The 13,238-nt window shown below is 37.5% G+C and carries 11 protein-coding genes, 2 pseudogenes and 1 other annotated feature; of the genes and pseudogenes, 8 read left to right on the top strand and 5 right to left on the bottom strand.

Features of this window, described 5'->3' with window-relative positions; translation table 11 throughout:
* Nucleotides 1–19: 19 nt before the first annotated feature.
* The gene (gene arcA, locus QE177_RS11605) at nucleotides 20–736 is read right to left on the bottom strand and encodes a two-component system response regulator ArcA (RefSeq protein WP_280549807.1); all 717 of its coding nucleotides are present in this window, start codon (nucleotides 734–736) and stop codon (nucleotides 20–22) included.
* Between the two features lie 653 nt (nucleotides 737–1,389).
* Nucleotides 1,390–1,517: a sequence feature (Thr leader region), on the top strand.
* A gap of 24 nt (nucleotides 1,518–1,541) precedes the next feature.
* On the opposite strand from arcA, the gene thrA reads away from it, so the two are divergent.
* From thrA to thrC, 3 genes are read left to right on the top strand one after another with little or no spacing between them, the layout of a single operon-like run.
* Complete coding sequence (gene thrA / locus QE177_RS11600) at nucleotides 1,542–4,007, top strand: bifunctional aspartate kinase/homoserine dehydrogenase I (protein ID WP_280549805.1); 2,466 nt, start codon at nucleotides 1,542–1,544, stop codon at nucleotides 4,005–4,007.
* 1 nt (nucleotide 4,008) lies between these two features.
* Nucleotides 4,009–4,938: a homoserine kinase gene (gene thrB / locus QE177_RS11595; RefSeq protein WP_280549804.1), complete on the top strand. Its 930-nt coding sequence runs from the start codon at nucleotides 4,009–4,011 to the stop codon at nucleotides 4,936–4,938.
* A gap of 2 nt (nucleotides 4,939–4,940) precedes the next feature.
* A complete protein-coding gene (gene thrC, locus QE177_RS11590) occupies nucleotides 4,941–6,233 on the top strand; it encodes a threonine synthase (RefSeq protein ID WP_280549802.1) in 1,293 nt (430 codons plus the stop codon).
* 34 nt (nucleotides 6,234–6,267) lie between these two features.
* Here thrC and yaaA read toward each other — a convergent pair whose 3' ends face one another.
* On the bottom strand, nucleotides 6,268–7,044 hold the full coding sequence (gene yaaA, locus QE177_RS11585; protein ID WP_280549800.1) for a peroxide stress protein YaaA: 777 nt from the start codon (nucleotides 7,042–7,044) through the stop codon (nucleotides 6,268–6,270).
* Nucleotides 7,045–7,298: 254 nt separating this feature from the next.
* Here yaaA and tal point away from each other — a divergent pair, with 254 nt between their 5' ends.
* On the top strand, nucleotides 7,299–8,252 hold the full coding sequence (tal, locus tag QE177_RS11580) for a transaldolase (protein WP_280549798.1): 954 nt from the start codon (nucleotides 7,299–7,301) through the stop codon (nucleotides 8,250–8,252).
* 179 nt (nucleotides 8,253–8,431) lie between these two features.
* Nucleotides 8,432–9,007: a molybdopterin adenylyltransferase gene (mog, locus tag QE177_RS11575; protein WP_280549796.1), complete on the top strand. Its 576-nt coding sequence runs from the start codon at nucleotides 8,432–8,434 to the stop codon at nucleotides 9,005–9,007.
* Between the two features lie 355 nt (nucleotides 9,008–9,362).
* Here mog and QE177_RS11570 read toward each other — a convergent pair whose 3' ends face one another.
* Nucleotides 9,363–9,575: a hypothetical protein gene (locus QE177_RS11570; protein WP_280549794.1), complete on the bottom strand. Its 213-nt coding sequence runs from the start codon at nucleotides 9,573–9,575 to the stop codon at nucleotides 9,363–9,365.
* A complete protein-coding gene (locus QE177_RS11565; RefSeq protein ID WP_280549791.1) occupies nucleotides 9,569–9,715 on the bottom strand; it encodes a hypothetical protein in 147 nt (48 codons plus the stop codon). The genes QE177_RS11570 and QE177_RS11565 overlap by 7 nt, the downstream gene beginning before the upstream one ends.
* A 1,071-nt stretch (nucleotides 9,716–10,786) precedes the next feature.
* Between QE177_RS11565 and QE177_RS11560 the strand changes: the two genes are divergently transcribed.
* Complete coding sequence (locus tag QE177_RS11560) at nucleotides 10,787–12,055, top strand: hypothetical protein (protein ID WP_280549789.1); 1,269 nt, start codon at nucleotides 10,787–10,789, stop codon at nucleotides 12,053–12,055.
* 104 nt (nucleotides 12,056–12,159) lie between these two features.
* Here the strand turns inward: QE177_RS11560 and QE177_RS11555 are convergent.
* Nucleotides 12,160–12,486, bottom strand: a pseudogene (locus QE177_RS11555) (phage baseplate assembly protein V); the annotation flags it as partial.
* Between the two features lie 155 nt (nucleotides 12,487–12,641).
* Here QE177_RS11555 and QE177_RS11550 point away from each other — a divergent pair.
* Nucleotides 12,642–12,958: pseudogene (locus QE177_RS11550) on the top strand (type II toxin-antitoxin system RelE/ParE family toxin).
* Nucleotides 12,948–13,235: an addiction module antidote protein gene (locus QE177_RS11545; RefSeq protein WP_280549787.1), complete on the top strand. Its 288-nt coding sequence runs from the start codon at nucleotides 12,948–12,950 to the stop codon at nucleotides 13,233–13,235. Before QE177_RS11550 ends, QE177_RS11545 begins: the two are co-directional and overlap by 11 nt.
* The last annotated feature ends 3 nt before the right edge of the window (nucleotides 13,236–13,238 follow it).

Here is a 13,238-nt window from a genome sequence, read left to right as displayed (position 1 = left end):
GGGGTTTAATATTCTATATTTATTCTTCAATATCACCACAGAAACGATAACCTTCACCATGGATGGTGGCAATAATTTCCGGTGTATCGGCTATCGATTCAAAGTGTTTACGAATACGGCGGATAGTTACATCAACCGTTCTATCATGTGGCTTTAATTCACGTCCGGTCATTTTTTTCAATAGTTCTGCACGTGTTTGAATTTTACCTGGATTTTCACAAAAATGTAACATAGCTCTAAATTCACTACGTGGTAATTTATATTGATCACCGATCGGGCTGATTAAAGAGCGACTATTAATATCCAGTTCCCAGCCATTAAATTTATAACTTTCAACCTGACGACGTTCGCCACTGATTTGGCAAAGATTCATGGTGCGCGAAAGCAAATTTCGGGCACGAATTGTTAATTCACGAGGATTGAAAGGCTTAGTTATATAATCATCGGCCCCAATTTCTAATCCTAATATCTTATCAACTTCATTATCACGCCCAGTAAGAAACATCAGCGCGACATGAGCTTGTTCACGTAATTCGCGTGCAAGTAGCAGACCATTTTTGCCTGGCAAATTAATATCCATAATGACCAGGTTAATATCATTATCAGATAAAATATTGTGCATTTCGGCACCATCAGTAGCTTCATGTACAATATAGCCTTCTGCTTCGAAAATGCTTTTTAAGGTATTGCGTGTGACAATCTCGTCTTCAACAATCAAAATATGTGGGGTTTGCATATGTGCTACCTAACTCTCTACAATATAAATTACCAGATTTACACACTAATGTTTCAAGAGCATGCTTTCTCTAATTTCGTTTTATAATACTAATGAAAGCTTAGCGAATATCATTAAAGTTCATATAAATTTTTTGTAACAAAAAAACAATTATGCCGAACCTAAAAGAAATTTACTAAACAATTCTTTTCTCATTTTATGTTAACAGCAATATAACAGCTAAAAGGCTATTTACCACCTAAAAAAATGACTTTTGTTGATACACGTCAAAATCGAAATAAAGCTATTATAAAGATTATTTCTTAAATTATATGATTTTTTGTGTCATAAAATATTGTATTTATATTAAATTAGGCGTTAATGTAATTTATTTGAAAAAAATAAACGCAAAGCTTCGTATTATTATTTATCTGTGAACATACAAGCATTCGTGACGGTAAATAGATAAAAATTCTTATTTATTTGGTTATGGATGTTTTTTTATCTACTTAAAGTTAAATGTATTCTGTACGTGAAGTTACTTAACAAAGATATAAATATGTTTAATTGATTTTAGTAATTAAAGAACAAATTATTTGACTTTGCATTAAAATTGCTTTAACCAGTATATAGCTAAACATTTTTTAATAAAAAAGTTAGGACTGTGATGCGTAAGAGCTGCTTCAATACCACCATTATTACCACTACCGTAACCATTGGTTATGGGGCGGGCTGACGCATAACTAAAATCGAAATCAAACAGAAAGCCCGCATCCAAACAAATGATGCGGGTTTTTTTTAACCCAATTTCAGGAGGAAAAAACCAGTGCGTGTGCTCAAATTTGGTGGAACGTCGGTTGCCAATGATAATAAAATGCTTAACGTTGCAAATATTGTTGCGGATAAATTTACAGCAGGACCGGTGGCGCTAGTTTTGTCAGCACCAGCTAAGATCACAGACTATCTTGTTGCTATGATCGATGCAGCGACGTCGGGCGCTGATATTACTCCACATCTCAAAGGCGCTAATGAAATCTTTTCTACTTTGATCTCCGGTTTACAGGAAAAGCAAGCCGATTTTGCCTATGAAAATATCAGGCAAATGATTGACAATGAGTTTATTCAAATTCAGCAAATATTACAGGGTATTGCGCTATTGGGATTGGGACAATGTCCAGCAAGTCTCCAGGCCGGATTAATATGTCGTGGCGAAAAAATTTCGATTACGATTATGGCATCTCTACTGCGTGCGCGTGGTTACCGAATAACAATTATTGATCCAGTAAAAAATTTATTCGCACAAGGATCTTATCTCGACGCGACAGTCGATATTCGTGAATCCAGCCAACGTATTAGCGCATTGAATATACCTAAAGATCATCTTATTTTGATGGCGGGTTTTACTGCCGGTAATGGGAAAAATGAACCGGTAATATTAGGGCGTAATGGCTCAGATTACTCAGCCGCAGTTTTAGCTGCCTGCTTACAGGCGGATTATTGTGAAATTTGGACTGATGTTGACGGTGTTTATACTTGTGATCCTCGTATCTTGCCAGAGGCTCAGTTGCTAACAGAAATATCTTATCAAGAAGCTATGGAGCTGTCCTATTTTGGTGCTAAAGTTCTTCATCCGCGAACAATTGCTCCGATTGCCCAATATCAGATCCCTTGTTTAATTAAAAATACCTCCGCACCTAATGGTAACGGTACTTTAATTGGTAATATTGAAAATAGTGCATGTATGCCAATTAAGGGGATCACTAGCCTTAATAATATGGCGATGATTAATGTCTCAGGGCCTGGTATGAAGGGCATGGTAGGTATGGCCGCTCGTATCTTTTCTGCAATGTCCCATAAGAGAATTTCCATTGTGTTAATCACGCAATCCTCTTCTGAGTACAGTATTAGTTTTTGTGTGCATCAGGATCAGTTATCACAGGCATATCAGGCACTGAATGCAGAGTTTTATTTGGAATTAAAAGAAGGTTTGCTTGGATCATTGGATATCATCGAGCAGCTAGCTATTATCTCAGTCGTGGGTGATGGTATGCGAACTTGCAAAGGAGTATCTGCTCGTTTTTTTTCAGCTTTGGCACGTGGCAATATTAATATTGTCGCTATTGCACAAGGATCTTCTGAGCGCTCAATTTCTGCCGTGATTGATAATAGTATGACTACTATCGCAGTGCAGTTATGTCACCAAATGTTGTTTAATCCCGATCAAATTATCAATGTTTTTATTGTTGGTGTTGGTGGTGTTGGTAGCGCTTTACTAGAACAAATTTACCGGCAACAAAATTGGTTAAAAAAGAAACATATTGATCTGCGAGTTTGTGCAATTGCTAATTCGCGGCTGATGGTAACGGATATTAAAGGATTAACACTGGGTAATTGGCAACTAGCATTATTACAATCTAAACAATCTTTTAGTTTAAGTGATTTATGCCAACTACAAGATAAACATTGTTTTTTTAATCCAGTTATCGTTGATTGTACCGCAGATCAGCAAATAGCTAAGCACTATGTTTTTTTGCTCAAGGCAGGATTTAGTGTTGTTACGCCAAATAAAAAAGCTAATACCGCTAGTATGGATTACTATCGCCAGATCCGATTAGTTGCTGAGCAATCAAAGCGTAAATTTCTGTATGAAGCGAATGTTGGTGCAGGGTTGCCTGTCATTGAAAATTTGCAGAATTTACTCAATGCCGGTGATGAACTGCTAGCATTTAGCGGGATTTTATCTGGTTCACTTTCCTATATTTTTGGTTTACTTGATGAAGAAATGTCTTTATCGCAGGCGACGCGGTTAGCTAAAGAAAAAGGTTTTACTGAACCGGATCCGCGTGATGATCTTTCTGGTATGGATGTTGCGCGTAAGTTGCTGATCCTGGCGCGTGAAGCCGGTTACTGTCTTGAGCTTAGTGATATTGAAATTGAACCTATCTTGCCTATCTCTTTTGATGTTAGTGGTGATGTTAACCATTTTCTTCAACGGTTAACCCGATTAGATCAAGATTTTAAAATAAGGGTTGCCCAGGCCGCAGCACAGGGAAAGGTCCTTCGTTATGTCGGTTTAATTAAAGATGGTTGTTGTCAGGTAAAAATGGTAGCCGTCGATGAACATAATCCTCTTTATAAAGTTAAGAATGGTGAAAATGCTTTAGCATTTTATACCCGCTATTATCAGCCCATTCCTTTAGTATTAAGGGGTTACGGTGCGGGTAATGAAGTTACGGCAGCAGGAGTATTTGCCGATATATTACGGGCCCTAACAAGGAAAATAGGAGCATAAAATGGTTAAAGTTTATGCACCCGCATCGATAGGCAATGTCAGTGTTGGGTTTGATGTATTAGGTGTGGCTATCTCTCCGATTGATAATCAGCAATTAGGAGACTGTGTCTCAGTCGTGAAGGCGGATAAATTTAATTTGAAAAATAGTGGTGCTTTTGTTGGCAAATTGCCCCAGCAGCCACAGCAAAATATCGTTTACCAGGCCTGGCAACTGTTTTGTCAAGAATTGGGCCAATCTCTTAATGTTGAAATGACATTGGAAAAGAATATGCCAATTGGTTCTGGATTAGGCTCGAGTGCCTGCTCAGTGGTAGCCGCCCTGATGGCATTAAATGAGTATGCCGGTCGTCCTTTTGATAAAAACAGCTTGTTATTAATGATGGGGCAATTAGAAGGCCGGGTGGCTGGTAGTATTCATTATGATAATGTTGCGCCTTGCTATTTGGGCGGTATGCAGCTTATCGTCGAACAAAATAATATGATTAGTCAAACAATCCCAACTTTTGCTGACTGGATTTGGGTGATGGCTTACCCTGGTATCAAGGTTGCGACAGCAGAAGCGAGGGCTATTCTGCCAACGCATTATCAACGGCAGGATACCATTAATCATGGTCGATTATTAGCTGGTTTTATTCATGCTTGTCACACACAACAAACTGATTTAGCGATCGATATGTTGCAGGATGTGATTGCTGAGCCCTATCGTGCTCAAATATTGCCCGGTTTTATATCCGCCCGCGAAAAAGTAAAAAATCTCGGCGCAGTTGCTTGTGGCATCTCTGGCTCAGGGCCGACATTATTTGCAATTTGTTATGAAAGAAAGACCGCAGAAAAAGTAATGCAATGGCTGACACAATATTACCTACAAAATAGAGCAGGTTTTGTACATATGTGTCGTTTAGATCAAGTTGGTGCAAGAGTGATAGGCTAAAAATGAGATTATATAATTTAAAAAATCAAAACCAGCAGGTCAGTTTTGTTCAGGCAGTAAAACAGGGGCTTGGTCAGCAGCAGGGCCTTTTTTTCCCACTTAATTTACCAAAACTAAGTGATGAGCAGCTAACTAAATGGTTACAGTACGATTTTATAACCCGTAGTAGCCATATCTTATCCACCTATATTGGCGATGAAATGCCGTTTGAACAAGTGACAGAAAGCGTCAAAGAGGCATTCAATTTTCCGGTAATGGTTAGGTCAATAGAAGAAAATATCGCCAGCCTGGAGTTGTATCATGGTCCAACCTTAGCATTCAAAGATTTTGGTGGGCGGTTTATGGCACAAATATTGGCACAAATTGCCAGTAATGAACCTATTACTATATTAACTGCGACTTCAGGTGATACTGGTGCAGCCGTTGCCCATGCTTTTTATCGTCTCAATAATGTTCAGGTAATTATTCTCTATCCGGAAAATAAGATCACCTCTTTACAGGAGAAGTTATTTTGTACACTCGGGGAAAATATCCATACTATTGCTATCAACGGTGACTTTGATGATTGCCAAACACTGGTAAAACAGGCATTTGATGATGAAGAATTAAAACGGCTATTATGCTTGACCTCCGCTAATTCGATTAATATTAGCCGGTTATTGGCACAGATTTGTTATTATTTTGAGGCCGTTGCCCAGCTACCGGTTGAAAAACGTCAGCAGTTAGTTATTTCGGTACCCAGTGGTAATTTTGGTAATTTAACTGCCGGCTTATTTGCTAAAGCAATGGGGCTGCCGGTAAAACGTTTTATTGCCGCCACTAATGTTAATGATACCGTTCCACGTTATCTGTCCGAGGGGCAATGGTTGCCACATCAGACAATAGCGACACTGTCGAATGCGATGGATGTCAGTCAGCCAAATAATTGGCCACGGATAGAGGCGCTTTTCCTGCGCCAAAAATGGGCGCTTGATGAACTTAGTTATGGTGTTGTTGATGATAGAATGACCGCAAAAACCATGCAACAACTGGCGAGTAAAGGTTATATTTCTGAGCCACATGGCGCAGTTGCTTATCGTATTTTACGTGATCAGCTGCAAGATGATGAATACGGAATGTTTTTAAGTACTGCACACCCAGCTAAATTTAAACAGAGTGTAGATAGTATTCTCGCTAAATCATTACCATTACCAGCCGCTTTAGCAAAACGGGCTAAATTACCGCTATTTTCCCATCAGTTACCCGCTGATTTTGTTTTATTACGTAAATTTTTGCTCCAGCATGTGACTAGATAACAAAGAATTGAAATGGAAGCGTTAGCTTCCATTGTTAAGCCAGTTGAGATCGTTTAAAAACTAGCTCATTATCTTTGGAAGCAGCGTCATCAAATTGATAACCAGCTAAATTAAATTCAGTCAGTTGCTCAATATTTTTTAGTTGATTTTGAATAATAAAGCGACTCATTAATCCACGGGCTTTTTTAGCATAAAAACTGATAACTTTATATTTGCCCTTTTTTTCATCTAGAAAAATAGGTTTAACAATATAAGCATCCAGTTTTTTGCTATTAATGGCTTTAAAATATTCATCTGATGCTAAGTTAATTAGAATATTATCGCCTTGGTTATTTAAGGCTTGATTAAGATTTTCAGTAATAATATCCCGCCAAAAAGCATAAAGATCTTTTCCTTGTTTATTATTTAGTTTAGTTCCCATTTCTAATCGGTAAGGTTGCATCAGATCAAGTGGACGTAATACACCATATAAACCGGATAGAATCCGAAGATGTTTTTGGGCAAAAGTAAAATCTTTTGGCGTAAAACTGTCCGCTTGCAGGCCGGTATAGACATCACCTTTAAAGGCCAAGAGCGCTTGTCGAGCATTCTCTAGCGTAAAAGTAGTATGCCACTGTCCAAAACGAGCGGCATTTAAACCGGCTAATTTGTCACTAATATGCATTAGACTGGCAATTTCCGCTGGTGTAAGTTTACGGCAGATCTGAATCAATTGCTCTGCCTGTGTTATTAGGGTTGGCAGGCTATATTCAGTTGTAGTCAACGGACTTTCATAATCAAGTGTTTTGGCTGGTGAAATCGTGATAAGCATAATTAATACCCAGTAAAATTCAAAAATAAGCGACTTCATCAAAATGATGTATTGCTATCATTTGGGTTATTTGTAGCATTTATCGTTAATTATTGCTATTCAAACCACAGTAGGTTATGAAAAATGGCATGCTAAATTTGTTATCGATAACAATGGTTGGTGCACTTATTTGTTGTAATATCAATGCATGATATTATCACAGCAAGATAGGATTGTGAGCCTCGGCTTCATCTCAATAACGACAGGATTAAAAAATGAGCGATAAATTAACCTCTTTACGTAAAATAACGACGGTTGTGGCAGATACAGGGGATATTAGCGCAATAAAGCTTTATAAACCTGAAGATGCCACCACTAACCCCTCTTTGATCCTTAATGCGGCTCAGATCCAAGAATATCAGCCACTCATTCATGAAGCGATCAAATGGGCACGGGAGCAAAGTGATTCACGCGAGCAACAAATCATTGATGCATGCGATAAGTTGGCAGTTAATATTGGTTTAGAAATCTTACAATTAATTCCAGGAAGAATTTCAACCGAAGTTGATGCGCGTCTTTCCTATGATAGCGATGCATGCATTAAAAAAGCGCGCCGTATTATTGAACTTTATAATAGTGCCGGCATTAAAAATGATCGTATTTTGATAAAATTAGCTTCAACCTGGCAAGGTATTCGCGCAGCAGAACAGTTAGAAAAAGAGGGTATTAACTGTAATTTAACCCTATTATTTTCTTTTGCTCAGGCACGTGCTTGCGCTGAAGCCGGCGTTTATCTGATCTCACCCTTCGTCGGTCGTATTCTTGATTGGTATAAAGCCAATACCGATACAAAAGAGTATGCTCCACAAGAAGATCCTGGCGTTATTTCTGTTACACAAATTTACAATTATTATAAACAACATGACTACAAAACGGTGGTAATGGGGGCCAGTTTCCGCAATAGCGGTGAAATTTTGCAACTGGCAGGCTGTGATCGTTTAACGATTGCGCCGGCATTACTTAAAGAACTTTCTGAGTCTCAAGGTGAAGTGGTTCGCCAATTGGCATTTGATGGTCAAACACAGTCACCCCCTAAACCTATGACGGAAGCCGAATTCTATTGGCAACATCATGCTGATGCTATGGCGACCGACAAACTGGCTGAGGGTATTCGTAAATTTGCTATCGATCAGGAAAAGTTGGAAAAAATGGTTGCAGAGCAAATGTAATTAATATTTCTCTGTTATAAGTAAAAGCCTAGTGGATTATCTTACTAGGCTTTTGGCTTTTATTTGTTGGTCTAAGGGTGCTTAAGGGAATAATATTATTTATCTTTGTGTTGCTACAGCAAAAGTTGAATAGATTTAGTATTAAACATCTTGTTTTCCATATCGAATTTGAGGATCTCATGGATAAATTACGGATAGGTTTGGTTTCTGTTTCTGATCGGGCAGCGAAGGGAATTTATCAAGATCAGGGGATCCCTACACTTAAAAATTGGCTTTCCACAGCACTTAAAACCGCTTTTACCATTGAGTCACGTTTGATCCCTGATGAGCAAAAAATTATTGAACTGACACTTTGTGAATTAGTTGATGATCTTGCTTGTCATTTAATTTTAACTACCGGTGGTACTGGGCCGGCGCTGCGTGACGTAACACCAGATGCTACACTGGCGATTGCCGATCGGCACATGCCGGGTTTTGGTGAACAAATGCGGCAAATTAGTTTGCATTTTGTCCCAACGGCGATCCTTTCGCGTCAAGTTGGCGTGATCCGTAAGCAAACATTGATTTTGAATTTGCCTGGTCAACCAAAATCTATTACAGAAACCTTAGCCGGTTTAAAAGATCAACAGGGAAGCGAAATTGTTGCTGGAATTTTTGCTAGCGTACCTTACTGTATCCAGTTATTAGAAGGCCCCTATGTTGAAACCGATCCCAACGTTATCAAAGCATTTAGACCTAAATCAGCTATGCGTTAGCATGGATCACCTTGAGGATTTTTGACATTAGAGAATAATGATAGTCATGATTAGAACAACAGTTAATTGCGTTGCCATCAAATAGTGTCAATTGTCAAATACAAAATTTCTTCATTGCTGTGATAGTGATGGCTGCTGTTGCCTAGGCGCTATTTTCGGCCATATTCACACTATCGAAAGACAAAAGATCCGGCCAGATCAACATCAATTCACGCTAGCCAAATTTTTTCCGATATTTAATCGCTTCACTGACAGTTTGGCAGTCATAAGCACTAATATAAGCTATGGTGCGCAGTTTTTGTGCCCACACTGACTGGTGCTGTTGCAACTGCTATATTATCCAGCCCAGCTACGCCTAAAAACAGGGTTTAACAGCCGCACTATTTTGTGCAGCTGGCAAAGATTGAATACCGGTTTTACGACCATCCAGGGTGTTTAAGCCACTTGATAATATCGGCGGTAATTTCGTCTTCGGTTTCGCCTGAGCGGCAATTGCCTGCAATGTCGGTGCCAGTGTGCCCGTTTTCCCAGCTTGACTTATCGCACTTGGCAGATCCGTAATCAGCACCGGTTTATTCGGCGGAAAGGTTTTTCATCGGCTTCTATTGCGATACAAACCATACTAATAATCATGGTGCTAATGTTACCAATTGGGCGGGTGCCATCATTGAGTTCAATCACACGCATGCCGTGGTGATAATCTTGCACTATACAATAACTTCATTTCGATTCCTTTTTATGGTGTTATTTAGTGCGTAAGTCGCATGAGATTGTATTTGTTTGAAGGTTGAAACAAAAAATGAAAGTGAAAAAGCATCATTAATTAAGAATAACATCTATAGGGTTACATTTTTGTCAATAATATCTTTATAGTGAGGTTGTTTATTATTATGAGGTTTTGTTAAAATTTAATCAATAATAATTGATGCCAGAGTTATGTATTTTCTTTTATTATAAACAGGGTAAAATCTATTTTGAGATATAGTTAAATAATAAAAAATAATCGAGATTTTTTATTTATAAATGATTTCAAAGTTGAATAATTGATGGTTATTTTTTTATTGAAAATAACAAAAATAATATTACATTAAAGAGGTTAATTATAATTAATTACATTGCTCTTACTTTTTGCAAGTTAACTTTACATATATTTAAAGTTAAACCATTTAGTTAAATAGTTAAATAATTTAATTGTTAAATATTAACTCTTTGTAATTTAACCTAAGTTAAATAATTTAGTAAGCTATATTTCATCAATTCAAATTTCTTTTCCATGTTAACTCCAAAAATTAAAAAATAAAGAAAGATAAATATCAGCAGTTATTTGTCTTAACTTATTAATTTTTTAAAGCTATTGCTTACCAGCGCTAGTTAGCATGAATGCTTTTCTTAAATTAAATTAAAATATATTAATGTTTTTTTGTCATATTTTTGATTGGGTAATAATATATTTAATAGCTTTTAGTGTTAAATGTCATTAATAAATAATTAGATAATAATGTTATTTTATTCAACCAAATGTTACATCTAATAAAACGATGTAAATAATAATTTATTTTTCATTAAACCTAACAATGACTAGTTAGAATGTGATAAATCTTTTTTGCCATCTATTTAGGAATATATGAATAATTCAATCGTAAATAAATTAACACAAATAATGGGGTATAGAATGATAATCTGAGATAATTTTAAGCATTTATAAAAAATTCAAGCTTTTGTTATAACACGTTCTGAAGATAGCATTTTTAGTTAATAAATGCTTAAGAGGAAATGTTTATGAAAAAAAATAATATGAAAAAAGTAATTTATTTAGCAACTATCATATCGATTTTACTTAATGCTGAATTTGCTTTAGCAAATGATAATATTGTTAAAGCTTTTAATGGAGCAGAATTCCATCTGACAGGTAATTATTATCATGCAAACACAACAGATATTATTCAAAAAAAAACACCAGTCCTTTCATTTGAAGGTCTATCTAAAGAAGGCGGAAAACAAATAGTTAACGGTTACAAGCAAGTTTTTAAAAGTGATGTAATGGGCGATTACATCAAGCTGCAACTTGGTTTAGTAAAAAAACAAATATTAGAAAATGACCAACGTACTATTCTTAAAAATATTGATGTTATAAAAAAACAATTTCCTGAATTAATTAGTTTTTGGCAAGGACTCGCAGCAGCAACCAATCATACTTTAGACGAAATTTATTTGGTTGCCTGGGCTGAAGAGGGTTTATTCGCTAAGGAAATTCAAACAGAAACGGATAATGCGCTAAAAAAAATGGCTGAACTGAAGAAAAATAGTTCAGCATGTACCGCGATAGGATGGTCAAATGGTATTTTAGGTCAAACCCAAGATATGAATGTAGTATATTCTGGTTGGGGCGCTATTTGGCAAAGCCCAGACTTAATTGTGCATGCACCAACGCCCTTCTTTACCTCAATCGTAATGGGGAAAAAATTAGCTACCACGACAAATATTATTGAAGGCTTACGTCAAGGAAGTGGTAAAAATGGTGTGCCTATTAGTGCGGTTCTGATGGCAATCGTTGCCAAAAACGATAATGTCTATAAAATCCCTGCTATTTTCACTGATTTGAAAACCAACGGCGCATATTCACCAAGCTTTGTTGATTTAAATAAGCAAATTATTACCATAGAAATAACAGATAAAGGTAATAAAGTGATTGATGGCACACAGAAGGGCTATATTGTTCATACCAATCATCCCATCGGTGAAGAAAAATGGATGGTGCAAAAATATGCCCAAGGTAATTGGCGGTTGTTTGATAATTTATCTGCAAATACATTATGGCGGCTTAATACGGCTAAATTACGTGCTATATATAGCCCAGAAAAAAGTGTTGATGCATTAAAAGATTTATTTCGTTCTAAACCAGTATTAATGCAGGGTTACAAGGGAAACGCTTTCGTTACCACAAATGCCATAATACATGATCTAAGAGCAGGATGTACCTATGGCACTACTTGGTCGCCAAAAATCCAAGAGTTTACTAAAGTTTGTTTTGACGTAAATAGTAAATAAAAATTTAGTTTAACTATCTTAGTATATTAATTTTATCATTCATTATTCCTGAATATATTAAAAATACTCAGGAATTTTGTTAATTTAAGAAGATATGCTAGTGCCGGCTCATATTCAATCACCGCACCATCAGAATAAACCCGATGATCAGCCGTCAGTGAGGCGGTGGGCTCGGGGTAGTGGTCGGAAAAAATACCCATTAGCACAAACGCAGTCGTCAGTTCGCCGCCGATGGATAAGATTAATACTTGCTCGCCAATGCTTGGCGCGTGCATCGTGCGACTTGAACCGGCGCGTAAGGTAAGCCAATTTAGCCAATCGGTGGTCAGGTTACCGGTTTTCACCCGACAGCCCTGTTTCGCTTTGACGTCAACCACTACTCCGACACGAATAAGATTGCGAATTAAACGTAATAATTGAGCAGAATGCATAAGTTCTCAGGCAAAAATCATTTAGATTAAGCCTGCCATAACGGAGGCGGATCACTCAATGTGTTGGCAATTGTCTCTTGTGTGATACAAATAAGGTTGCATAATGAGAGTGAAATAAATTGACCGAGATGTAGTTTATAAACCACAATTTAACCATGAAAGAACGTAAACTTAAACAAACCGCCGTTTTTCATGCCTGGGAATCCAAGTTAAGGGATCGCCGGGCGAGAACCTTGATTGCCACGCGCTTGTTTCGCTTGGCAATGGATTAGCGGGCGATGTTACGCCGGTCGGGGAAGGGATCAGCGAACTGCGTATTCATTACGGTCCGGGCTATCGGATTTATTTTCAACAGCGCGGTGACACAATTATTGTTTTGTTATGCGGTGGGGATAAAAGCACACAGTCCAACGATATTTTATTGGCTAAGAAATTAGCAAAAGAGTGGATTGATGAGGTGAATGATGATTAAAAAATTAACAAGTTATGATCCGGCTGAGGCGTTGGTCGATGATGAAGAAATTGCCTTTTTTATGGCCGATGCGCTGGAAACGGGCGATGCAAGTTATATCGCTAAAGCTATCGGTGTAGTGGCTCGGGCAAAGGGCATGACACAAATAGCGGCACAAACCGGGCTATCCCGTGAACAGCTCTATCGCTCATTTAGTGACGAAGGTAACCCAACTTTAAAAACCACTCTGGCAGTAATGAAAGCATTAGGCGTTGATTTAACCATTAAACGCCATTAAGGC

The sequence above is a fragment of the Arsenophonus sp. aPb genome, assembly GCF_029873475.1.
Taxonomy (GTDB): domain Bacteria; phylum Pseudomonadota; class Gammaproteobacteria; order Enterobacterales; family Enterobacteriaceae; genus Arsenophonus.
Note: the sequence above shows the minus strand (reverse complement) of the source record. Positions and strands in the feature narration are given on the sequence as shown.

What these genes read in the sequence shown, in the direction of transcription:
- arcA (WP_280549807.1), bottom strand. Translation starts at nt 736, where the DNA reads ATGCAAACCCCACATATTTTGATTGTTGAAGACGAGATTGTCACACGC.
- thrB (WP_280549804.1), top strand. Translation starts at nt 4,009, where the DNA reads ATGGTTAAAGTTTATGCACCCGCATCGATAGGCAATGTCAGTGTTGGG.
- thrC (WP_280549802.1), top strand. Translation starts at nt 4,941, where the DNA reads ATGAGATTATATAATTTAAAAAATCAAAACCAGCAGGTCAGTTTTGTT.
- yaaA (WP_280549800.1), bottom strand. Translation starts at nt 7,044, where the DNA reads ATGCTTATCACGATTTCACCAGCCAAAACACTTGATTATGAAAGTCCG.
- tal (WP_280549798.1), top strand. Translation starts at nt 7,299, where the DNA reads ATGAGCGATAAATTAACCTCTTTACGTAAAATAACGACGGTTGTGGCA.
- mog (WP_280549796.1), top strand. Translation starts at nt 8,432, where the DNA reads ATGGATAAATTACGGATAGGTTTGGTTTCTGTTTCTGATCGGGCAGCG.
- QE177_RS11560 (WP_280549789.1), top strand. Translation starts at nt 10,787, where the DNA reads ATGAAAAAAAATAATATGAAAAAAGTAATTTATTTAGCAACTATCATA.
- QE177_RS11545 (WP_280549787.1), top strand. Translation starts at nt 12,948, where the DNA reads ATGATGATTAAAAAATTAACAAGTTATGATCCGGCTGAGGCGTTGGTC.